At 62.2% G+C, this 23,310-nt stretch carries 16 protein-coding genes and 2 pseudogenes; 8 read left to right on the forward strand and 10 right to left on the reverse strand.

Features of this window, described 5'->3' with window-relative positions; all coding sequences use genetic code 11:
- Positions 1-23: 23 nt before the first annotated feature.
- Genes Q390_RS0112185 through Q390_RS0112195 form a run of 3 tightly spaced genes read left to right on the forward strand, consistent with a single transcriptional unit; the run spans position 24 to position 2,424 of the window.
- Positions 24-1,583 carry a leucyl aminopeptidase gene (locus tag Q390_RS0112185; RefSeq protein ID WP_027996312.1) on the forward strand — a complete coding sequence of 520 codons (1,560 nt, stop codon included), beginning with the start codon at positions 24-26 and terminating at the stop codon, positions 1,581-1,583.
- A gap of 12 nt (positions 1,584-1,595) precedes the next feature.
- A complete protein-coding gene (locus tag Q390_RS0112190; RefSeq protein WP_027996313.1) occupies positions 1,596-2,027 on the forward strand; it encodes a DNA polymerase III subunit chi in 432 nt (143 codons plus the stop codon).
- A gap of 10 nt (positions 2,028-2,037) precedes the next feature.
- Complete coding sequence (locus tag Q390_RS0112195; protein WP_027996314.1) at positions 2,038-2,424, forward strand: hypothetical protein; 387 nt, start codon at positions 2,038-2,040, stop codon at positions 2,422-2,424.
- Positions 2,425-2,457: 33 nt separating this feature from the next.
- Here the strand turns inward: Q390_RS0112195 and Q390_RS0112200 are convergent, their stop codons facing one another.
- Positions 2,458-3,465, reverse strand: coding sequence for a D-2-hydroxyacid dehydrogenase family protein (locus Q390_RS0112200; protein WP_027996315.1), 1,008 nt, complete (start codon positions 3,463-3,465; stop codon positions 2,458-2,460).
- A gap of 486 nt (positions 3,466-3,951) precedes the next feature.
- Between Q390_RS0112200 and Q390_RS18370 the strand changes: the two genes are divergently transcribed.
- Entirely contained in the window at positions 3,952-6,414 is a 2,463-nt protein-coding gene (locus Q390_RS18370) for a penicillin-binding protein 1A (protein ID WP_084153896.1), read from the forward strand.
- Between the two features lie 36 nt (positions 6,415-6,450).
- Here Q390_RS18370 and Q390_RS20530 read toward each other — a convergent pair whose 3' ends face one another.
- Positions 6,451-10,266: an EAL domain-containing protein gene (locus tag Q390_RS20530; RefSeq protein ID WP_027996316.1), complete on the reverse strand. Its 3,816-nt coding sequence runs from the start codon at positions 10,264-10,266 to the stop codon at positions 6,451-6,453.
- A gap of 470 nt (positions 10,267-10,736) precedes the next feature.
- On the opposite strand from Q390_RS20530, the gene Q390_RS0112215 reads away from it, so the two are divergent.
- From Q390_RS0112215 to Q390_RS20540, 4 genes and pseudogenes are all read left to right on the forward strand, one after another.
- Complete coding sequence (locus tag Q390_RS0112215; RefSeq protein ID WP_027996317.1) at positions 10,737-12,125, forward strand: phosphomannomutase/phosphoglucomutase; 1,389 nt, start codon at positions 10,737-10,739, stop codon at positions 12,123-12,125.
- A gap of 18 nt (positions 12,126-12,143) precedes the next feature.
- Complete coding sequence (locus Q390_RS0112220) at positions 12,144-13,523, forward strand: 3-deoxy-D-manno-octulosonic acid transferase (RefSeq protein WP_027996318.1); 1,380 nt, start codon at positions 12,144-12,146, stop codon at positions 13,521-13,523.
- Between the two features lie 100 nt (positions 13,524-13,623).
- The gene (locus tag Q390_RS20535) at positions 13,624-13,926 is read left to right on the forward strand and encodes an FAD-dependent oxidoreductase (RefSeq protein ID WP_027996319.1); all 303 of its coding nucleotides are present in this window, start codon (positions 13,624-13,626) and stop codon (positions 13,924-13,926) included.
- 29 nt (positions 13,927-13,955) lie between these two features.
- Positions 13,956-14,461 (forward strand): annotated as a pseudogene (locus tag Q390_RS20540) (FAD-dependent oxidoreductase).
- Here Q390_RS20540 and Q390_RS0112235 read toward each other — a convergent pair.
- The 8 genes and pseudogenes from Q390_RS0112235 to Q390_RS20180 form a co-directional block, all read right to left on the reverse strand.
- Positions 14,365-15,690, reverse strand: coding sequence for a TolC family outer membrane protein (locus Q390_RS0112235; protein WP_027996321.1), 1,326 nt, complete (start codon positions 15,688-15,690; stop codon positions 14,365-14,367). The pseudogene Q390_RS20540 and the gene Q390_RS0112235 sit on opposite strands and share 97 nt — an antisense overlap.
- Before the next feature lie 36 nt (positions 15,691-15,726).
- Complete coding sequence (locus Q390_RS0112240) at positions 15,727-16,086, reverse strand: rhodanese-like domain-containing protein (RefSeq protein WP_027996322.1); 360 nt, start codon at positions 16,084-16,086, stop codon at positions 15,727-15,729.
- Positions 16,087-16,105: 19 nt separating this feature from the next.
- Positions 16,106-16,822: a protein-L-isoaspartate O-methyltransferase family protein gene (locus Q390_RS0112245; RefSeq protein ID WP_027996323.1), complete on the reverse strand. Its 717-nt coding sequence runs from the start codon at positions 16,820-16,822 to the stop codon at positions 16,106-16,108.
- A 55-nt stretch (positions 16,823-16,877) separates the two neighbouring features.
- Positions 16,878-20,093 carry an efflux RND transporter permease subunit gene (locus tag Q390_RS0112250; protein ID WP_027996324.1) on the reverse strand — a complete coding sequence of 1,072 codons (3,216 nt, stop codon included), beginning with the start codon at positions 20,091-20,093 and terminating at the stop codon, positions 16,878-16,880.
- Between the two features lie 15 nt (positions 20,094-20,108).
- On the reverse strand, positions 20,109-21,305 hold the full coding sequence (locus tag Q390_RS0112255) for an efflux RND transporter periplasmic adaptor subunit (protein WP_037472896.1): 1,197 nt from the start codon (positions 21,303-21,305) through the stop codon (positions 20,109-20,111).
- Positions 21,306-21,311: 6 nt separating this feature from the next.
- Positions 21,312-22,013, reverse strand: coding sequence for a TetR/AcrR family transcriptional regulator (locus tag Q390_RS0112260; protein ID WP_027996326.1), 702 nt, complete (start codon positions 22,011-22,013; stop codon positions 21,312-21,314).
- An 89-nt stretch (positions 22,014-22,102) separates the two neighbouring features.
- Positions 22,103-22,822, reverse strand: a complete 720-nt coding sequence (locus Q390_RS20175) for an RNA-guided endonuclease InsQ/TnpB family protein (RefSeq protein WP_211250457.1) — start codon at positions 22,820-22,822, stop codon at positions 22,103-22,105.
- Positions 22,819-23,310: pseudogene (locus tag Q390_RS20180) on the reverse strand (hypothetical protein); the annotation flags it as partial. The pseudogene Q390_RS20180 and the gene Q390_RS20175, both read right to left, overlap by 4 nt.

The following is a 23,310-nucleotide window of genomic DNA, read 5'->3' on the forward strand; positions in this document are numbered from 1 at the left end:
GGCGCGAAAGAAAAGGGCCAATTATGAACTTTGATCTGAAGACGCTGGGGCTGCCAGAGGCTGCGGCAGAAAAATGTGACCTGCTGGTGCTCCTGGTGCCCGATGGCTTCAAGCCCGGCACTGACGTTTTGTCCGCCGTGGTGGCGCAGGCGCTCAAAAACGCCGACCTGAGCACCAAAGTCGGCCAGAACCTGTCGCTGTACCAAGTGCCTGGCGTCGCTGCACGCCGGGTGGCGTTGCTGGGCGTGGGCGCGGGCGACGCACGTGGTGTGCGCCTGGGCGTGCAAGCGGCAGCCGGTCTGCTGCGGGCCGTATCGGTCAAGCGCGCGGTGCTGTGTTTTGCCAGCCCGGCGTCGGCCGATGCAGTCGCTGCTGCGGTGCAGGGCGTGGCCCAGGCCAGCTATGTCTACACCACCACCAAATCCAAAGCCGAGGCGCGCACGCTCAGCCGCGTGATCATCGGCGTGGCGGATACCGCTGCAGTGACGCAGGCCTTTGAGCACAGCGTGGCTGTCACCGTCGGCGTTGAATTTGCGCGTGAATGGGGCAACCGCCCGGCCAATTACGCTACGCCGACGCTGCTGGCCGATGCCGCCAAGGGGCTGGCCCAACACACCGGCATCCAGTGCAAAGTGATGGGCCCCACCGATGTCGCCAAGCTGGGCATGGGCGCGTTCATGGCGGTGGCGCAGGGCACGCAGGAGCCGCTGCGCTTTATCGAGCTGCGCTATACCGGCGCTGCCAAAACGCAGGCACCCATCGTGCTGGTGGGTAAGGGCATCACCTTTGACTCGGGCGGTATCTCCCTCAAGCCGGGTGCCGAGATGGATGAGATGAAGTTCGACATGTGCGGCGCCGCCAGCGTGCTGGGCGTGTTTCGGGCGCTGGCCGAATTGCAGCCGACGATCAATGTCGTCGGTCTGATTCCGGCCTGCGAAAACATGCCCGATGGCCGTGCCCTCAAGCCCGGTGATGTGGTGACCAGCATGAGCGGTCAAACCATTGAAATTTTGAACACCGATGCCGAAGGCCGGCTGGTGTTGTGTGATGCCTTGACCTACGCCGCCCGCTTCAAGCCCGCTGCCGTGGTGGACATTGCCACGTTGACCGGCGCCTGCGTGATTGCCCTGGGCGGCGTGCGCAGCGGTTTGTTTGCGACTGACGACGCTCTGGCCCAGGCGCTGCTGGCGGCGGGCGAGAGCGCACAAGATCTGTGCTGGCGCCTGCCACTGGACGATGACTATGCTGAGGGCCTGAAGACCAATTTTGCCGATGTGGCCAATGTGGGCGGCCGACCTGCCGGCTCCATCACGGCAGCCAAGTTCTTGCAGCGTTTTGTTGGCGAGTTCCCGTGGGCGCACCTGGATATTGCCGGCACAGCCTGGAAAGGTGGCGCTGCCAAGGGGGCCACCGGCCGCCCGGTTGGACTGCTGGTGCATTACCTGTTGCAGGCCAGTGCTCGGGCTGAGGCTGATACGCCCCCCCCGAAGGCGCCAACGGCCAAGACTGCAGCCAAAAATCCCGTGGCGAAGAGCGCTGTGGCGCGCGAACCGCGTGCCACACCGGCTGCGCCTGGCAAGTAATCCCCGGCTGGCATGACCGAGGTCGCTTTTCACTTCAATGCGCCGGACAAACTGGCTTACGCCTGTCGGTTTGCCCGAAAAATGCTGCGTAGCGAGCACCGCCTCGTCATTACGGCGCCACAGCCGGTGCTGGATCAACTCGATGGGCTGCTGTGGAATATGGCGCCGCAAGAGTTTGTTGCCCATGGCCGGGCCGACAGTGCGCCGCAGGTGTGGGACGCGTCGCCGGTGCTGTTGCTGGCCGATCCTCAGCAGTCCTCACACCACGAAGTCTTGCTCAATCTGGGAGCCGAGGTGCCTAGAGGGTTTGCCAGCTTTGCGCGCCTGATCGAGGTGGTCAGCGCCGGTGATGAGTTGGACCGCCAGCAGGCCAGAACCCGTTGGCGCGACTACACCCAACGCGGCTATTTCATCGTGCGCCATGATCTGGTATTGAAAAGCTGAAGGCCGACCCATGTCCAAGCCCCCTAGAAGTCCGCCCCGCTTTGTGCCTACCCTGACCGAGGTGGTGCTTGATACCCGACCAGCGCCGCTGCTGGAGCCTTTGCCGCCCCCGGTGCCAGAGCAGCCCCAGCCAGCTGCACATCTCGCTGAGTTAGCCCCGCAGATGCCTGATGGTTTTGAAGAGCTGTTGGTACACCGCGTGATGCAGCGCGTCGATGTAGGGCTGGATCGGCGCTTACGCGACGCCATCGCTACGGTGGTGCAGGAGCAGACCCGATCGGTGCTGCCGCGGCTGCGCGAAGAAGTCGAATCCGTCGTGCGCCAAGTGGTGTATGAAGCCGTGGCGGAAGAGCTGGCCAGCAAAAATCAGGCGCCAGCTTCCAAGAAAATTGAGTGAACGATACGTTTTAAAAGATTGCTGTTTTTATAGTCAACTAGGTATTTGCAATACTTCAGGATTGACGATGTTTGTTGGTGATCCATTGATGAAGTTGATCACATTATCAAACGCAGAGCCGAAATAGAGCTCATAACTGTCTTGCTCTACATAACCGATATGGGGCGTGCAAATGCAGTTTTCGAGGCGCAGCAAGGCATGGCCTTGCAAAATCGGTTCTGTTTCAAATACATCGATGGCTGCCATGCCGGGACGGCCTCGGTTCAGTGCCGCAATCAAGGCGTCGGGCTCAATCAGTTCGGCCCGTGAGGTGTTGACCAGCAGCGACGTCGGTTTCATGCGCGACAGATCTGCCAGCGTGATGATGCCGCGCGCGTCTTCATGCAGTCGCAAGTGCAGCGAAAGAATGTCGCTCTGCGAGAAAAAATCTTCGCGCGTGGTGGCTACCTGAAAGCCGTCTCTCAGTGCCTGTGCGCGTGATGCCTCGCGCCCCCAGATGCGCACATCCATGCCAAAAGCACGACCATAGCCAGCCACAATTTGCCCTACGCGACCATAACCCCAGATGCCGAGCGTTTTGCCGTGCAGCGCGCTGCCCAGCCCGAAATTGGGTGGCATGGAGACGGCTTTCAGTCCCGATTGCTGCCATGCACCATGCTTGAGATTGGCAATGTATTGCGGCAGGCGCCGCATGGCGGCCATGATCAGTGCCCAGGTCAACTCGGCCGGTGCGATGGGCGAGCCAGCACCTTCAGATACTGCAATACCGCGCTGGGTGCACGCAGCCATATCGATATGGCTGCCGACCTTGCCGGTTTGCGCGATGTATCTCAGGCGGGGCAATTTGTCGATCAGTTGGCGTGTGATGTGCGTGCGCTCGCGCGTCAGCACAATGATGTCGGCATCCTTGAGACGCACCGACAACTGTCCCACGCCTTTGACGGTGTTGGTATAGACCTTGGCGTTATAGGCATCCAGGCGGGCGGCGCAGTGCAGTTTGCGTACGGCGTCCTGGTAGTCGTCCAAGATCACGATATTCATCATCGAATCGGCCTTCATTGGTTTTTGAATTCAAATAGGTAACTGTTGCAACTCATTAATTCTGCGTCGTTTTTTGTGTTGCAACAGCCATTGCGTCATTCGAGAAGAATAATGAGTTTTTCAGGATGTCGAAATGTATCCGGTGGCTGGTGCTGGGGAAGTCAGCAATTTTTTGCTTCGGTCGCCGCCTAGGGAGGGGCGAAAATGGTGGTTGCTGCCAGTCCAGTTACAAGGGCCTGGCCCAAGCTTGTATTGTCGTTGATGGCGGCTGTTCAAAGGAACGCCATCTTGTTGGGTGTGCGCGCAGGCAGCAAGGTATGCAGGGCGTCTTGCGTGCCTTGCGATGGGCAGATGAATGCCGGTGGGATGCTGTGTTTTCGTGGTGACGGATGGGCTGGTGCTGGGCAGGGACATCAATGCAGGCACAAAATGGCTGTCTCCAGACGATGCCAATGACCCTCCTGCGGTGCAAAACATAATCCCCTGATGCATTTTTCATTTTCCCGTGCTCGGGCATGGGCCTGGATTGTCGGGCAACGGGCTGTCTGGTCGCCGTTATTACTGCCATTTTTGCAACGTCTGCGCAGCCGCGCCACGTGGCGCATATTGCTGTTGTGCGCGGCGGTGTTGCCGGTGTTACTGCTGTTGTACGCCTTGGTGCTGATACCGTTTACACCGGCCATCAGCGACATCCGCAAGGCTCGCCTAGAGCAGCCAGCGCAGGTGCTGTCGCGGGATGGCATTTTGCTGGCGCAGTACCAGTGGGTGCACCGTGACTGGGTACCACTGCAACGCATCGCAGCGCCGGTAACCGCTGCCCTGATTGCCACCGAAGACCATCGCTTCTACCAGCACTGGGGCATGGATTGGCGGCGTACCGCCGGGGCCGCACTGGCGACATTTTCAGGTCAGCGCCAGGGCGGCTCGACCCTGACGCAGCAATTGGCGCGCAACTTGTTTCCGGAAGATATTGGGCGTGCCCCGACGCTCACACGCAAACTCAAGGAGGCCATCACGGCTTTCAAGATCGAGTGGCTCTACTCCAAGGACGACATTCTGGAGACGTACCTCAATACCGTCCCTTTTCTCTATAACGCCTATGGTATCGAGATGGCAGCGCGCACCTATTTCGGCACCTCGGCAGACAAGCTCACGCTGCTGCAAAGCGCCACCCTGATCGGTATGCTCAAGGGCACCAGTTACTACAACCCGGTGCTTAATCCAGAGCGTGCGCTGCAGCGGCGCAACACGGTGCTGGCGCAAATGGTCCGGCGCAGTGCACTGGAGGCGGCACAGTTTGAGCGCTTGAAAAAAAAAACCCTGCGCATCGACTTCGAACGCCAGATCGAGCCCCCTGGCCCCGCGCCGCACTTTGCCCAGCAACTGCGCAAATGGCTGATCGCCTGGGCTGATCGCAACGACTACAACATCTACACCGATGGTCTGGTAGTGCGCACCACCATCGATGCACGCCTGCAGGCGCTGGCCAATCAGGCGGTGGCACACCAAGGGCGCCAGTTGCAAGGCGTGGCAGACGCTGCTTGGCACCAGCGTGGCAGCTGGAGTGCCGGTAATGCGCTGGTGAAAACCCTGGTGCGTGAAACCCCCGCCTACCGCGCTGCGCGCCAAAAGGGAGTCTCCGACGACGACGCAGCCAGTCTGTTGCTGGCGGATGCCGTTTTTTTGAATGCCTTGCGCCAGGAGAAAACGCGTGTGCAAGCGGGCTTTCTGGCGCTCGACCCGCAAACGGGCCAGGTGCGTGCCTGGGTCGGCAGTCGCGATTTTGCGCAAGATCCGTTTGACCATGTGCAACAGGCGCAGCGCCAGCCCGGTTCTACCTTCAAGCCTTTTGTCTATGGTGCTGCCTTTGCCGCGGGAGCCCAGCCGACAGATACGCTGGTGGATGAAGTGGTTGACATTGCGCTGCCCGGCAGCAACGAGGTCTGGCGCCCGAAGGACGGTAGTGCCCCCAGTGGCTTGCCGCTCGGCCTCAGCGACGGTCTGGCTTATTCCAAGAACACCATTACTGCGCAGTTGATGCAGCAAGTGGGCCCTGCCAAGGTGGCGCAACTGGCCCGTGCCATGGGGGTGCGCCACAGCCGGCTGGACGTGGTGCCGTCGCTGGCGTTGGGTACCAGCCCGGTCACCTTGCTGGAAATGGTCTCGGCCTACGGCACCATTGCCCAGGCTGGTGGCTACATTGCGCCGGTGCTGGTGACGCGGATTGAAGACCGCCATGGCAAGGTGTTGCAGGAATTTTCGCCGATTGCAGCGCAACAGACGCTGCCGGTGCCAGCGGCCCAGACGTTGCGCGCCGCCCTGCGCGGCGTGATTGACAAAGGCACGGGCCGTGCGATTCGTACCCGCTATGGCATTCGCGCGGATGTCGCTGGCAAAACTGGCACCACACAAGACAATGCCGATGGCTGGTTCATCCTGCTGCACCCGCAGTTGGTTGCGGGTGCCTGGGTGGGCTTTAACGACAGCCGCATCACCTTGCGCAGCGATTACTGGGGGCAGGGCGCACACAGCGCTTTGCCGATGGTGGGCGGGTTTTTTCAGCAGGCCCTGCGCAGCCAAGCCATTGACGCGCGCGTGCGCTTTGTGGATGCGCGCGATGACAGTTGGTGGAGCCAATTCACGCGGCACTTGCGTGACTGGCGGCAACGCTTTTTTGCTGCTGCGCAGGTGCCTCCCGACGAGGCTGCTGTGAAAACCCCTGTTCTACCCAGACCTCCCGTAGCGGCTGCGGCCCGTGCTGCACCGCCTGCATTGCCTCAGCCGCGTGCGCAGATCACTGAATCGGCCGAGCTGCTGCCCCTGCCTGATGCCAGTCCTGCCGCACCTGCGGTGCTGGCGGTGCCAGTGCTGATACCTGAGTCGGTGCCTGAGCGCGGCGATACCGATGCCTTCCAAGCTGCGCCAGAGCCGGGTGTGCCAACGCAGTAGCGCAGCAAGGCCATCCACGTTTTCTGGGGCTTTGGCTCAGGGGCCGTCCTGGTGGCGCCAAGCGGCAGGGGCTTGCCACTGTCCGGCCCACTCCTGAAAGGCCGCCAGTGCCATGGGGCGTGCTACGCAATAACCCTGCGCCAGCGGGCACCCCATCTGCAACAGCAGCTGCCCTTGCTCAATGGTCTCGACCCCTTCAGCGATCACGTCGTAGCCAAAAGAGGTCGCCAGGCCGACGACGCCTTGCACGATAGCGCGGTCGCCGGTGTCGTTCATCATGCCCTGGACAAAGCTCTGGTCGATTTTCAAAGTGCTCAAGGGCAGGCGGCGCAGGTAGGTCAGAGAGGAGTAGCCGGTACCAAAGTCATCCAGTGAGGTCTTGATGCCCAGTGTGCCCAGTTCGCGCAAGGTGTCGGCTACGGGATCGATGTTGTAGAGCGCGGCGGTCTCGGTGATTTCGATTTCCAGCAGGGTTGCCGGAACGCGGGGGTGGCGCGCCAGTTGCTGCGCCATCCAGGCGGCAAATTGCGGCTGCTGCAGGTGGGGGGCGGCAATGTTGACGCTGACGGGCAAGTACAGGCCGCTGTCCATCAGTGCCTCGATAAGGTCCAGTGCGGCATTCACGGCCCAGGCACCAAAAGAAAATTCCAGATCGGTGTTCTCCAGCAACGGTAAAAAGGCTGCGGGCGAGAGGATGCCTTTTTCCGGGTGTTGCCAGCGCGCCAGTGCCTCGGCGCCGACCACGGTGCCCAGGCGCATATCCACCTTGGGCTGCAGAAACAGCACGAACTGCCCGTTGGCCAGGGCGGTGCGCAGGTAGACCAATTGTTCGCGTGTCTGTTGCGTGGCGCGTTCGGAGGCCGCATCAAACTGGTGAAAGCGGTTGCGCCCGGCCTGTTTGGCAGCGTACATGGCCTGGTCGGCATGGCGCAGCAGGGTGTCGGCATCGGCCGCGTCCTGGGGGTAGAGCGTGTAGCCGATGCTGGCGGTGACGGTGACGCGTTCGGTTCCGAGCGTGTAAGGGGCGGCAATGCGTTGCATGACGGTGTGCAGTGCCTGTTCGCCATCGCTCACATTGGCCAAGTCGGGCAGGAGAATGACAAATTCGTCGCCGCCCAGGCGTGCCACGCAGTCGCAGGAGCGCAGCGCGCGCGTCAGGCGGGTGGCCACCATGACCAGCAACTGGTCGCCAGTGTCGTGGCCAAAACGGTCGTTCACGGGTTTGAAACCATCCAGATCGAGGTAGGCCACGCCCAGCAGTTTGCTGCTGTGCTGGACGTTGGCCATGGCTTCTTCCAGCTGCTGCGCCAGCAGCACCCGGTTGGGCAGACCGGTCAAGGCGTCGTAATGCGCCATTTTTTGCAGGCGTTCTTCTTGTTCGCGCTGGGTCGTGACGTCGATGCAGGCGCCCACCATGCGCAGCGGCTGGCCGTGGGCATCCCGACTGACGATCTTGCCCAGGTTGTGTATCCAGCGGTCGCCGTGGTGTGGGTGTGTGATGCGCCAAGTGGCATCAAAGGGGGTTTCGGGGTGGGCGCCATGGCGTGCCACTTCGGCCGTGATGAGGGCAATGTCGGTGGAGCCCATGGCTGCCGTCCAGGACAGGGCCGTGGAGGGCTGGATGCCATCGGGGCGGCTGCCGCGCATCTCATGCCAGCGGTGGTCCCCCGTCACCATGCCGGTTTGCAGGTTCCAGTCCCACAAACCCAGTGAGGCGGCCGAGATGGTGAGCGAGAGCAACTCCTCGCGCTCGCGCACACGCTCTTCGGCGCGTTTGCGGTTGGTGATGTCGTGCATGGCAAACAGCCAGCAGGCTTCGCCGTCGAGTGTGGCCGCGCGCATGGACTGCAGCACGGTGCGCTTTTCGCCGCTGCGCACCGTCATCACGGCCTCGTAGCTGTTCAACTGGCCGTCGGGCGGCACTGTCGCTATCAGCGTCGCGCGCTGTGCCGCCGTATAAATGCCCAGGGAGATGGACGACTGGCCTAGCGCTTCGGCACGGCTAAAACCCAGTGCCTGCTCCCATGCCGTATTGACTTCGATGTAGGAGCCGTCGCTGCGCCGTGTCAGTCCCATGGGGTAGGGCAGCAACTGGAAGATGCGTAAAAAACGCTCTTCGGACTGGCGCAGGCGCTGTTCGGTGCGCTTGGCCTGGTCGATGTCCAGCATCACGCCGCGAATGCGCGTTACGCGGCCGTTTTCGACCACCGGCTCGCCGCGCACGCGCACCCACGTCAGGGCGCCGTCGGCGCGCACGATTTCTATCTCGGCACTCCATTCGGTTTGCTGCAGGATGCACTGGCGCGCCTGTTCGCGCATCGCCTCTTGCCAAGCCGGCGCCACGTGTTCGCTGATGTAGTTGCGCGGTAGCGGCGCGTCTGGCGTCAATCCATGGATGTCATAGCAGACGTCCGACCAATACGCGATTCCCTGGCCACGCACGTCTTCCCAGGCGCCCAAACGGGCCAGGCGCCCGGCTTGCTGCAGCAGGCTGTTGCGGGCCACCAGCTCGGTGTTGGTTCGTGTCTCCTGGGTGATATCGCGAAACACGAAGACCAGACAGGCTTCGCCGTCAATCTGCACGGGTCGCGCTGACATCAGGCCGGGAATGCGTCTGTTTTTGCCCTGGGCCAGCATCGCCAAGCGATCGACCTTGCCATCGCGCTGCAGCGCTTGCACCAACTTGGGTCGTTCGTGCTCGGTGGCCCAGACGCCCGCTTCTTGCGCTGTGCGGCCGATGACTTCTTCACGCGTCAGGCCCAACAGCTGGCAAAACGCCGCATTGACCTCCAGGAAGCGGCCATCGGTGAGGCTGCTGATGCCTGCCGCGTCGGGCATGGTGTCGTAGATGGCGGTGTATTTGGTCTGCGCCGTGCGCAGCGCTTCTTCTATCTCGCGCGAGGCCGTCACGTCCAGGTGCAGGCCGGTCAGGCGAGTGGTGAGTCCCTGTGCATTGCGCGACGCGACGATGCCGCGTGAGACCAGCCAGCGCCAATGCCCGTGGATATCGCGCATACGGTATTCGGCATGGAATATTTCTTCCAGACCCAGGGCGCTGCGCTGCAGATGCGGCGTAATGCGTGCTGCGTCCTCGGGGTGGCGCAGGGCATTCCAGCGCTCCTGTAGCGTGGCGGAGTCGTATCCCAGCACGCCAAACGCATCATAAAAATGGCCGCTGCAGGTGAATACGTTGTTTTCAATGTCCCATCCCCAGCGCCCCCCATGCGCAGACTCCAGTGCCAGCAACAGTTCTTGTTCGCGCCGCTGCAGGGTCTCATGCGCCTGTTCCAACGCCTGCACTGACCGCGCCCGGGCCATGACCAGTTCGATACCGCCGCCCAGCAACAGTGCGCCCATGCCAAAGCGCCAGGTGAGGGGACTCAGCCAGTCTGAGGCAGGTGTGCTGCCCCACCACTGCAGACACAGGTGCAGCACCAGCGGCAGCGTCAGCGACAGGGCGGCCAGTGCCACCAGCGGATGGCTGCGGCTGCGTATCCGGTGCCAGCCATACGCCAGGGCGGACGTGGTGACCATGCAGGCAATGCCGAGTATCTCGCCTGCGGGGTGCAGCATGAAGTGAAACAGCAGCACTGTCGCGGCGCTCACCAGACCGGCGACTGGACCAAATACCAGCATGGCGATGGCACTGCTCACCGGCGGTGTGTGGATCGCGCCGAGCATGTTTTGCAAGGCCGGTAGTGCCATGTTGGCTGTGGCCGACAGTCCGGCGGCCAGACCAATGGCCACGCGCAAGCGCAGGGAATTGCGCAAAATGGTGTGGACTGGAATGGTGGCCATGGCCAGTATCAACAGGGCCAGCAGGCCGAGGACCAAAACTAAATCACGCAGCATGGAGCGCCTTGTGGGAGAAAGGGGGGGGGCGAATTTTTGCTGCAGCAGCACCGCAAGGCGCTGCCGGCGGCTGGGCGCCAAGAAAAAGAAGCGGAATGGGCGCTAGAACCATGGGCGCAGTTTAGGGTGTATTTTTATGTGTCCCGCCGATGCAGGGAGGTGACGGGTCGATTTTGGCGTTCGCTCCTTGCGCTGTCTTGGGTGCATGCTGATCGGCGGGCGGTGGAGGGGCGTAGCGACGTGGCTGTGTGCAGTGCTCGGGGAAGGTTGCAGGCAGAAGCATATTAAATGCCAAATAAGCCTTTAGCGCTTTTAGGATATGCGCTGATAGCTATGAATTTGATAGCTAGATTAGTGGTTGTGAAGAGCGGCCGGATCGTCAACACGTCGCCGGACATGCCTACAATGCAGCCGGATTTCCGCTCCCCCTCTGCGGGCCCAGCCGCCCCTCGCTTTCAGAAAGAACGTCCGTGCAGCTCTCCCCCTCGATTTTCAAGGCCTACGACATCCGTGGCATCGTGCCCGCGACCGTGAACGAAGCCATCGCCCGTGGCCTGGGCCGTGCCTTTGGTTGCGCCGCCCGTGCTGAAGGCGAAACCATGGTCGCCGTCGGCCGTGACGGGCGCTTGTCCGGCGCTAAATTGGCCTCGGCCCTGATGCTGGGCTTGGCCGAAGCCGGGTTGGAGGTGATTGATGTCGGCCTGTGCACTACGCCGATGCTGTACTTTGCCGCCAATACGCTGTGCCGTAGCGGCATTCAAGTCACGGGTAGCCACAACCCCAAGGACTACAACGGCTTCAAGATGGTGCTCAATGGCCGTGCCATCTTTGGCGACGAGATCCAGGCACTACGGCAAACCATGCAAGACGAAAGCTGGCAACTGGCCCCCGGTGGCAACCTGCGCGAGGCCCATGTGTTGCCGGCTTACCGCGAGCGCATCGTTGGCGACATCACCTTGGCGCGCCCGATGAAAATCGTCATCGACAGCGGCAACGGTATTGCCGGCGCCTCGGCTCCGGGCATCTTTCGCGCGCTGGGCTGCGAAGTCATCGAGCTGTTTTCCGAGGTCGATGGCAACTTCCCGAATCACCATCCCGACCCGAGCAAGCCCGAGAACCTGCGCGACCTGATCGCCGCTTTGAAGGACAGCGACGCCGAGCTGGGCTTGGCCTTTGATGGCGACGGCGACCGTTTGGGCATCGTCACCAAAGAAGGCCACAACATCTTCCCCGACCGGCAAATGATGCTGTTTGCGCAAGACGTGCTGAGTCGCGCGCCCGGCGGCAAAATTTTGTTTGACGTGAAATGTACGCAGCGCTTGGCGCCGGCCATCACCGCGGCCGGCGGCGAGCCAGTGATGTACAAAACCGGCCACTCACTGATTAAGGCGCGCATGAAAGAGCTGGACTCGCCCCTGGGCGGTGAGATGAGCGGCCACATCTTCTTCAAAGAGCGCTGGTACGGCTTTGACGACGGCACCTACGCTGGCGCCCGTTTGCTCGAAATTTTGAGCCGCTCCAGCGACCCCAGCGCCGTGCTCAATGCCTTGCCGACCAGCTACAGCACGCCCGAACTGAACGTCGCTTGTGCCGAAGGAGAACCGCACCAGCTGACGGCCCAATTGCAGGCCCTGGCCGCCAGCAGCTTTGCTGCGCCGGCACACATCACCACCATTGACGGCTTGCGCGTGGATTGGGCCGATGGTTTTGGCCTGATCCGTGCCAGCAACACCACGCCGGTGCTGGTGCTGCGCTTTGAAGGCCACAGCCCCGAAGCGCTGGCGCGCATTACGCAAGACATGCTGGCGCTGCTGCACCGCGTCAAGCCCGATGCAGTCGTCGGTGATGCGGCGCATTAACGCACCTTGGTGCACGCCATGGCCCACGCTGCACTGTGGCTGTATTCGGCCCTGACTTGGGTCGCGCAGCCGCTGCTGCTGCGCAAACTGCGTCGCCGTGCCGTGGCCGAGCCGGGTTATGGCCAGCATGTGGGCGAGCGTTTTGGCCACTACGCAGCATCGCTGGACAGTTTGGCGCCGAGCGACAGCCGCTACGGCGCTGATCCGGCTTCCCCCCTGGTCTGGGTCCATGCCGTGTCGCTGGGCGAAACCCGCGCCGCCGCCATCTTGCTGGACGCCCTGCGCCAGCAGCTACCGGGGATGCGCCTGCTGCTGACCCACGGCACCGCCACAGGGCGCTGTGAGGGTGAAAAACTGCTGCAGCCTGGCGACGTGCAAGTTTGGCAGCCCTGGGACACGCGCGCCGCTGTGGCGCGGTTTTTGCGCCGCTTTCGGCCGGCCATAGGCATCCTGATCGAAACCGAACTCTGGCCTAACCTGGCTGCGGCCTGCCGCGCCCAAGGGGTGCCGCTGGTGCTGGCCAATGCCCGGTTGAGCGATAAATCGCAGCGCCAGGCACAGCGCCTGGCCTGGCTGGCCCGTCCGGCTTATGCCGGACTGACAGCGGTATGGGCGCAAACCGAGGCGGATGCTGAGCGCCTGCGCAACCTGGGCGCGCCAGTGCAAGGCGTGTTCGGTAACCTGAAATTTGATGTCGTGCCGGATGCAGCACAACTGGCCCAGGGCCGCGCCGGGCGCGCCCGCAGCGCGCGCCCGGTGGTGCTGCTGGCCAGCAGCCGCGAAGGGGAAGAGGCCTTGTGGTTGGAGAGTTTCAGGTCAAATAGGCCTCTAGCCCAATCGCTACAAGCGCCAACAGCTATTAAAAATGAAGTGACTGACGGCGCTGGTGCCGACCTGCTCCACCGCGTGCAGTGGCTCATCGTGCCGCGCCACCCACAGCGTTTTGAAGAGGTGGCACAGCTGCTGCAGCGCGCCGGCCTGCGCGTGGTGCGGCGCAGCCAGGGGACAGCGGCGCAGCCCGCACCAGCCGATGTCTGGCTGGGGGACTCATTGGGCGAGATGGCGCGGTACTACGGCTTGGCCGATGTAGCGCTGCTGGGCGGCAGCTTTGCTCCGCTGGGAGGACAAAACCTGATCGAGGCGGCGGCCTGTGGTTGCCCGGTGGTGCTGGGGCCGCACACTTTCAACTTTGCCGAGGCGGCCGCATTGGCCTGCACTGCCGGCGCTGCACAGCGTGTAGATGACATGGCGCAGGGCATGGCGACTGCCTGTGCGCTGGCGCAAGACGGCCCCTCTTTAGCACAGGCGCGCGTTGCTGCCGTGCAATTTGCCCAGGCACACCAGGGTGCAGCCCATGCCACGGCGCTGGCGGTGGCAGCCCTGCTGCAGGGTGCGTAACCGACATGCTGCGCCGCGAAGGCTATGCCGGCCCGATCACGCTGATTAGCGCGGAGGCGGCATTGCCCGTGGACCGCGGCCCAATCTCTCCAAGGATTATTTGGCTGGCAAGGCACCAGCCGATTGGCTGGCGCTGCGCTCGTCGGCGTTTTATCAGCAGCAGCGCATTGACCTGCGTTTGGCGACACAGGTGACCCATATCGACACCGCACAGCGCCAGCTGCAGTTGGACGATGGCAGCCAGCTGTCCTATGGTGCCTTGTTGCTGGCCACTGGCGCTGAGCCGATTCGGCTGGATATTCCCGGTGCCGATCTGCCCCATGGGCACTGCCTGCGCACGCAGGCCGACAGTCAGGCGCTGGTGGATGCCGCACCAACCTGCCGCAATGCCGCAATGCCGTAGTGATCGGTGCCAGTTTCATCGGCTTGGAAGTGGCCGCTTCGCTGCGCGCGCGCCACATCCAGGTGCAGGTGGTGGGCCGCGAAGCCACGCTGATGGAAAAAGTGCTGGGGCTGCAGGTGGGCGCATTCTTGCGCGATTTGCATGAAAAAACGGCGTCGTCTTTCACCTGGGCACCGAGGCGACACGCATCGATGCACATGAGGTCACGCTGCGCAGTGGCGAGAAGCTGCCAGCGGATCTGGTGGTCGTCGGCATTGGCGTGCGCCCGGCCACAGCACTGGCCGAGCAGGCGTGCCTGAGCATGGACCGGGATGTAGTGGTGGATGCTTATTTGCAAACCAGTGCGGTGGGCGTTTTTGCCGCCGGTGACATCGCACGCTGGCCCGACCGGTACGCGATCCGATGCGGGGGCATAAACCCGGCGCATCTTTCTATTTTTTATTTGGCCAGCAAGGCGTCAATGGCCTGCACGTCAGCCTCTGACAGCGTGCCTGCCGCTTGGCGCAGCTTGAGCGTGCCCAGCAGTACGTTGTAGCGCGCCTGGGCCAGGTCGCGCTTGGTTTGGTAGAGCTGGCTTTGGGCATTGAGCACGTCGATGTTGATGCGCACGCCGACTTGGTAGCCGAGCTTGTTGGCGTCGAGGGCGCTTTGGCTGGACAGTTCGGCCGCTTCCAGTGCCTTGACCTGGCCCTGGCCCGATTGCACGCCATAAAAGGCGGCGCGGGTGTTTTGCGCCACGGTGCGGCGCAGGTTGTCGAGGTCGGCGCGGGCTTTATCTTCCAGTGCCAGCGTTTCTTTCACGCGGTTTTGCACGGCGAAGCCGGCAAACAGCGGCAGGTTCAGCGCCACACCAATGCTGGCGCTGGTGACGCGACTGTTGATGCCGGGCAGGGTCATGGTGCCGTTGGGTGAGCGCTGCACGTTGTAGCCCGCCTGCAGATCCACCGTCGGCAGGTGGCCGGTTTGTGCTTTTTGTGTTTCCAACTGGGCCACGTCCAGCGCAATGGCGGCCTGGCGCACCAGCGGCTGGCCGTCTTGTGACTGTTGCACCCAGACGGAGACATCCGCTGGCTCCAGCGCCGGCAAAGGCAGCGGAATGGCCAAAGGCAGCGGTTGGGTGCCATTTCTGCCGACCAGCTGGTCGAGGGCCAGCTTTTTGACGCGCAGATCGTTTTCTGCGGCCACTTCCTGGGCTGTCACCAGGTCGTAGCGCGCTTGGGCTTCGCGCGTGTCGGTGATGGTGCTGGTGCCAACTTCAAAATTGCGTTTGGCAGCAGCCAGTTGCTCAGAGACCGCAGCTTTTTGCGCCTGGACGAAGGCGAGCGTGTCTTGCGCCGCCAACACATCAAAGTAGCCTTGGCTGACGCGCACCAGCAGGTCTTGCGTGGCAGCATCCAGCTGTGCCTGCGCTACGTCGATGCCGCGCAAGCCTTGCTGCAGCGTGATGCGGTTAGCGGGTCGGTACAAGGGCTGCGCCGCGTTGATGCCCAGGGTGTGCGTGGTCATGCTGGCCGATATCGGTGGCATGGTGACGTCCGTTTTGGCGCGTGCTATTTCACCCGACAGTGCTGCGCTGGGCAGCAGGCCGGCGCGGGCCTGGTCAGCGCGCGCGATGGATGCATCGAGTTGGGCCTTGGCGGACTGCCAGGGCGCGTCGTAACTGCGTGCGGCGTTCAACAGCTCTACCAGGCTTTGGGCCTGGGCGGGTGCCACCAGCGCAGTGCCCAACGCCAAAGACAAGGAGAGCGATCGAAACAGGTACATGGCAAAGTCTTTCAAGGAAGCGGCGCAGTGGGCCGCTTAATACAGCGGCACGGAGGAATCGAGCTCGCGCGACCAGGCATCGATACCGCCGGTGATGTTGGCTACCTGGGCAAAACCGTGGTGCGCCAGAAAGGCCGCCACCCGCTGGCTGCGCATGCCGTGGTGGCACAGGCAGGCGATGGGGCGTGCCTTGTCCAGCATGGCGAGTTGGTCAGGGATGCTGCCCATGGGGATGGCCAGTGTTTCCAAAGTTTCAAAGCCTTGCGGTGCCCGGATGCTGGCGGTTTGCAACTCCCAGGGTTCGCGCACGTCTAGCACCAGGGGCGCCAGGCCGGGGTCAGCAGCGAGTTGCTCAAACCAGGCCTGCAATTGCGCTGGACGGACTTGGACGATCATGGGAGTGGCTCCGGCGTGCTCAGAACTTGAAGGGCTGTGGCTCCGGGAAGTTCAGCAGGCGGGGGGAATTCATGTCCCAGGGCTCGGTGGTGACAAAACGGTCGCCAGTGCGCTGCACAAAGGTGGCGCGCATGACCGGGTCTTGCCCGGTGAAGGCGGCCAGGCGGCCACCATCGCGCAGTTGTGCTAGCAATTCTTGCGGCACGGTCGCGACCGAGCCGCTGAGCACGATGACGTCAAACGGGCCGTCGGGCACCGTGCCAGGCTGTGCGCCGTCGGCCAGGCGCACGGTGACGTTGGTGACGCCCGCGCTGTCGAGATTCTCACGCGCCATTTCAGCCAGCTCAGGGTTGATTTCCAAGGTGACGACGTGGTGCGCGCGGTAGGCCAGTAAGGCGGCCATATAGCCCGAGCCGGCGCCGATTTCCAGTACGCGCTCGTTTTTCTGCACTTTCAGGTCTTGCAGCATGCGTGCTTCCACTTTGGGGTTGAGCATGCATTGGCCAGTACGCGCGATGTCCTCGGGGGCGCCGTGCAGCGGAATTTCCAGGTCCATGAAGGCCATGGCGCTGCAAGCGGGTGGCACGAATTGTTCGCGGCGCACTTGGGCCAGCGTGTCCAGAACGTCTGCGTCGTGTACCAGCCAAGTCCTGATTTGCTGCTCAATCATGTTGTAGCGGGCCTGCTCGATCGGGTCGCTAGCGAGGGCAAAAGGCGTGTTCAGGGGCATGTTCATGAAAAATCTCCGAAGAAAGCAAAAAATGGCAAAAGCAAATGGCGGATGGCAGCAGTCAGGGCAAACCGTCAATTCTAGGGCGGCCCTGCGCCTTGCCCGTCAGAACGCGGCGTGCCCATTGCGCCAGATCGTCCATATAGCAATACATCACTGGCACCACCACCAGCGTTAAGAGCGACGAGGTGATGACCCCGCCAATCACGGCCTGGCCCATCGGGGCACGCTGCTCGGAGCCTTCCGAGAGCGCAAAGGCCAGCGGCGCCATGCCGAAGATCATCGCCAGCGTGGTCATCAAAATCGGGCGCAGGCGCACGCGCGCGGCCAGCAGCAGCGCTTCGGCACGGCCCAGTCCGGGGTGCATGTGTCCATCGTCGTCCCTGTACTCAGTGCGTGCGCGGATGGCAAAGTCCACCAGCAGGATGGCGTTTTTGGTCACCAAGCCCATCAGCATCACCACGCCGATGATGGAAAACATTGACAGCGCCGAGCCAAATAGCAACAGCGCCAGCACCACGCCAATCAGCGTCAGCGGCAGTGCCGTCATCAGGGCCAGCGGCTGGACAAAGCTCTTGAACTGGCTGGCCAGAATCATGTAGATGAAAACAATCGCCAGCACCAGCGCCGAGATGGCGTAGCCAAAGGCCTCGCTCATGTTTTTTGTCGAGCCACCAAACTGGTAGCGGTAGCCGGGCGGAAATGTCACCGTCGCCAGCGCCGCTTTGATGTCATTGGAGACTTCGCCGGTAGAGCGCTGATAGACGTTGGCGTTGATGGCCACTTCGCGTGTCAGGTCGCGCCGGTTGATCTGGTTCGGGCCGGTCGATTCGCGCACGCTGGCCACCTGGTTCAGGCGCACGATGCGGTTGCTGCCATCGGCACTTGTCACCGCAAACGGCAGGCGCTCCAGGTCTTGCGGCGTGCTGCGCACTTCGGGCGCCAAGCGCACATTGACGTCGTAGGTCTGGTCGTCCGGCGCGCGCCAGGTGCCCACGGTCTGGCCGGCCACCAGCGTGCGCAGGGCGTTGGCTATGGACGCCACGTTCAAGCCCAAATCCGAGGCCGCATCGCGGTGGACGTGGACGTCGATGACCGGTTTGTCACTTTTCAGGCTGGAGTCCAGATCCACCAGACCAGGAATACTGCTGATTTTTTCATTCACGGTGCGGGTCAGGCGGGCCAGCTCTTGCAGGTCCGGGCCTTGCAGCGAGAACTCGATCTGCTTTTGCCCGCCGACGGGGTCGAGCAAGCCGACGTGCGTCACCGTGATGCCAGGAATCTGGCGCAGGTGTTCACGCAGTACGCTGGACATCTCATCCACACTGCGCTGGCGCTGTTGGCGATCCACCAGGCGGATGTAGACATTGGCGTACATCTTGCCCTGCGCACTGCCGGTGTTGAGCGTGGACAGGGTGTAGCGCACCTCGGGCAGCTGGCGCACCAGCGCCTCGACTTGGCGCGTTTTGGCCTCGGTGGCCTCGATGGACGAGCCGACCGGGGTGTAGAAGTTGATCGAGGTCTCAGAAAAATCGGCCTTGGGTACGAACTCGGTGCCCAGCAGCGGCACCATGAAGATGCTGGCGACAAAAATGGCCAGGGCCAGCGCCAGGGTGCTGAGCTTGTGCAGCAGCGCCCAGCCCAGAATGCGCTGGTAGCCTTGGGCCAGCGCTTCGGTGGTGCGCTCAAACCAGGCGGTGACGCGGCCAATGGTCTTGTCGTACAGGGTGTGGGGTTGGCCCTCAGCATCGGCACCAGCGGCATGTCGGTGGATGCTCGGGTCGTGCCAGACGCTCGACAGCATCGGGTCGAGGGTGAAGCTGACAAACATCGAAATCAGCACTGCCACAGCGATGGTCAGGCCAAATTCATGAAAAAACTTGCCGATGATGCCGCCCATAAAGCCAATCGGCAAAAACACCGCGACGATGGACAGCGTGGTCGCCAGCACCGCCAAGCCAATTTCTTGTGTGCCGTCGAGCGAGGCCGTGAAATTGTCTTTGCCCATTTGCACATGGCGCACGATGTTCTCGCGTACCACAATAGCGTCGTCGATCAGCAGGCCGACGCACAGGCTCAGCGCCATCAGCGTGATCATGTTGATGGTGAAACCAAACAAATGCATGAACAAAAACGTGCCAATGATGGAAATGGGCAGCGTCAGTCCGGTAATCACCGTCGAGCGCCACGAGTTCAAGAAGAGAAACACGATCAGCACCGTCAGCAACGCGCCTTCGATGAGTGTCTGGCGCACGTTCTCGACCGCGACGCGGATCGGCCGGGCACTGTCGCCAATGACTTCCAGGCGCACGCCCGGTGGCAGCTCAGGGCGCAGGGCCTCCACCGCCTTGGCCAAGCCATCCACCACGTCGATGGTGTTTTCATCCTGCGCCTTTTGCACTGACAGCAGCAGCGTGCGCTGGCCGTTGTAGAGCGCCAGACTTTCGACTTCTTGCGCGCCGTCCTGCACCCGGGCGAGTTGTTCGATGCGCACAGGCGCACCGTTCTTGCGCGCCACGATGATGCGGGCGAAGTCCTCGGGGCGCTGCATACGCGCATCAATCTGCACCACGCGCTCTTGCGCCAGCGAGCGGATGGCGCCCAGCGGCAGGTCCTGGTTTTCGGCGCGCACCGCGTTGGCGACTTGCTCGGGCGTGATGCCAAACGCTTCCAAGGCCAGTGGATTGAGGTAGATGTTGATTTCGCGCTTGGTGCCGCCGACCAAGTTGACCGCGCCGACGCCGCGCACGTTTTGCAGGCGTTTTTTCAGCGTTTGCTCGGCCCAGTTGCTCAGTTCGACAGCACTGCGTGGTGTGCTGCTGGCACCCTTGGCGGTGGTGTCTGGCAACACCGCCAGCGACCACACCGGGCGGCTGGCCGGGTCAAAGCGCAGCACGCGCGGCTCTTTCACTTCGTCGCGTAGCAGCGGGCGCACGCCAGCGACCTTTTCGCGCACGTCTTCCGCGGCCTTGCGTCCGTCAATGTGCAACTGGAATTCGATGATGATCAGCGCGCTGCCCTCCAGGCTGCGCGAGGTCAGGGCATTGATGCCTGCAATTGAGTTGACGGCTTCCTCGATTTTTTTCGTCACCTCGCTCTCGACGATTTCCGGCGAGGCACCCGGGTAATCCGCCGCCACCACCACAATGGGGAAATCAATGTTGGGAAATTGATCGACCTTCAGGCGCTGGTACGAAAAAATGCCCAGCACCACAAAGGCGAGCATCACCATGGTGGCAAAAACCGGGTTGCCAAGACTGACGCGGGTAAACCACATACGGGGTTGCAGTGCTTAGCGTGGTGGTGTGGCGGTGGCCGGCGCAGGGGCTGCGGCAGGCAGGCGCAGCACCGTGCCTTCGGGCAGGACACCGACACGTCCGGTCAGCACCAGCGCACCTTCAGCCACGCCGCCGCCCTCGATAGCGATCAGCGTCTGGCCATCCTGGCTGGAGCGGGCGCCAGTCTGCACGGTGCGGTGCACCACGCGGCCGTTCTCAACCACTTGCACATAGGGCGCAGGCTGGTCGGTATGCACCGCCTCCAGTGGCACGGCCAACAGCCTGGCCTGGCCGGTTTCCAGCGTGCCTTGTACAAACAACCCCTGGCGCAAGGCGCTGTGGTCTTCTTTCGGGTCGGTGCTGGGGGCGATTGTCAGGTACACCGGTACGGCGCGGCTGCCGGTCTGGGCGCTGGGGCTGATGCGCGCCACGGTGGCGGTAATGGGGCTGTTTTGGCTGTCCATGCTGCCCTCGACGTGCAGGCGCGCCGTCTGTCCGACACGCACCTGCACTGAATCGGCCGGACTGAGCAGCGCTTCCACTTCCATGCGCGACAAGTCCACGATTTCCAGAATGTGCATATCGACGCCGACGCGCTCACCGTTCTGCGCCAAACGCTGCGCTATTTGCCCGTTCAGCGGGCTGAGCAAGACGGTGTCGAGTACGGCCTTGCGGGCAATATCGGCAGCAGCCACGGCCGCTTGGTATGACGACTGCGCTGCTTGCAGGCTGGCCTGCGAGGTATCCAGCGCTGTGCGCGAGATAAATCCTTGTTCCACCAGCGCGCGGTTGTTGTTGAACTGGCGCTGGTTGATGTCTATCTGCGTGCGTGCGGCTTGGGCCTGTTGCTGTGCCTGGCGCAGTCGGGCTTGCATCTCCACGGCATCGATGTGCGCCACCTCCTGACCGGCGCGCACGCTGTCGCCTTCACGCAGCGTCAAGCCTTGCAGCTCACCAGCGACCCGCGCCTTGATGCTGGCGGAATGCACGGCGCGCAGCGTGCCTGATACCGGTACGCCCAGCACCAGCGTCTGGCGGCGCAGCGTCCAGAGCTCATCCGCGGCAATGTCCATCGCCACCGGCGCAGGGACCGCCGCGGGCGCCTGCTGCGCTGCCCGGCGGGCGAGCACGGTGCGCACGATGGCTGTGCCCAGCAGAGCCACCACCAGAGCGCCCACGAGCCATGCGGCCCAGCGTGTTTTGTGTGTCATCAAATATCAGGAACAGAGGAGGGGCGTGGCAGGTAACGCCGCCGAGTGTGCTGGGAGTGCGCGCAGCCCTTGCAGCAGGATGTCCAGCTGCGCGTCCAGATAGGTCTGGGGTGAAAATACCAGCGCCGCCGGCAGGCAGGCGCCGGGCGAATGTTTGCAAAAAGTCAGAAACACGATGGGCGCCAGCACGGCATACACCGCGTAATCCAGGTCGAGTGGTCGAAATTCGCCGCAGTCCATGCCGCGCTGCAATACGCGGCGAATCAGCTCTTGGCCCGGTGCGGTCACTTCGTGCTGATAGAACTGCGTGATTTCAGGAAAATTACCGGCCTCGCTGAGCACCAGCTTGATGATGCCCGAGGCGCGTGTGGCGCCAATGTGCTCCCACCATGAGCTGTAGCAGTAGCGCAGCATGTCGGTGGTGCTGCCCTGAAATTGTTCGAATTCCTCGTTCCAGACAGCAAAGCGCGCAATGATGTCGGTGCGTACCACCGCCTTGAAAAGCGCCTCTTTGCTCGGAAAATACAAAAACAAGGTGCCTTTGGAGACGCCTGCGCGTGCTGCGACTTGTTCCACCTTGGTGGCGGCGTAACCTTTTTCGACAAACAGTGACAGCGCTGCATCCAGCAACTCGCCTGGACGCGCCTCTTTACGCCGCACGCGCCGGTGGGCGGTGTAGGCAGAGGAGGGGGGCGAAACAGTGGGCATGTTTTTACTGACCGATGGGTTAGTTGCTGGCTAATGTAACGAGCCACTTTTACTCCGTCAATCCTTGACATCCTCCCCTTGCAAATCGCCTAAGCGACTTGGAAGGGGATGCCTCCATCCAGAGGGCTATGTCCAGCCCCGGTGATCGAGCTTGCACCCACCACCTCATTCATTGCAGCTTCAACGGCTCTCGCCTCCCCTGCAATGGAAATTTGGCAAAACCCCAAGTCAGCCATGAGAGCCAGACCCCTTGCCAAGATATTCTTGGCCGCATTTGTGTCCCGGTCATGCTGCGCACCACAGGCACTGCACGACCACTCGCGCACTGCCAAATCGGCCAAGCCCTTGGGGCCGGTACGCGCATGGCACACACAACACTCTTGCGTGCAATAGCTTTCATTGATTTCATCGAACCATACAGCCGCGTTATCGCATTTGTACTTCAGCATGGTTCTGAATGCGCACCAGCCTGCATCCAAAACGCTTTTGGCCATCTTGGTTTTTGCCAGCCCAGCAGCATTCACGTCACCGACAAATATCGCTCCATTCTCTTTAGCCAGACGGGTACTGAGTTTGTGCAGAAAGTCTTTTCTACGGTTAGCAATTTGCGCGTGGATCGCCTGGACCCGCTTTTTGTCATTTGCCCGCTGTGCAGTCGCCAATTGAACTTCAGCACCCTGATAGATTTGTCGTGCTTCAATCTTCTCGCCATCTGAGAAACTCGCAAAATTTTTTAGCCCCAGGTCGATGCCGACCGAGCTGGTGCCCGTTGATGCTGCAGGCTTTTTCACGTCCACAGTGATGTTCATATACCAGCGGCCCCGCGCGCCCTCACAGAAGCTACCCGAGCGCAAGCTGTAGTCTTTGAGGCCATAGCTGTCCCACAAAGACAAAGCCACACCCTGATAGTGAACTTGGCCATTTTTGTAGCGCAGGGCGACTGCCTTGAGGTGTATTGGGCCATGTCGTAGGCCGACATGAATTTGCCTGTGCGATGAAGCACCTGCAAGGCCAAGTCTTGCGAATAGTTCCAGACCATGTTCACTTCCCGGCTTTGCGCCAGAAGGAGGTAGGCGTGTTTGTCTTTGATCCGCAGCCACAACACTTTGGTCGTCACGCCCAATGCGGCTTGGCGCTGGGCGGACTTGGATAGACGTGTTTTGACGGACTGCATGGCATGAAGTGTAGAAAAAAACAGACCGCTGTAGCAGCGGCCACGCCTTATATCCCCGCGCAAGTGCGTCGGCTTCGCCTTTGGGCCGTTGCGGCCAGCGCACTTGGACGGGGTTTTACGGCG

This window comes from Simplicispira psychrophila DSM 11588 (assembly GCF_000688255.1).
GTDB lineage: Bacteria > Pseudomonadota > Gammaproteobacteria > Burkholderiales > Burkholderiaceae_C > Simplicispira > Simplicispira psychrophila.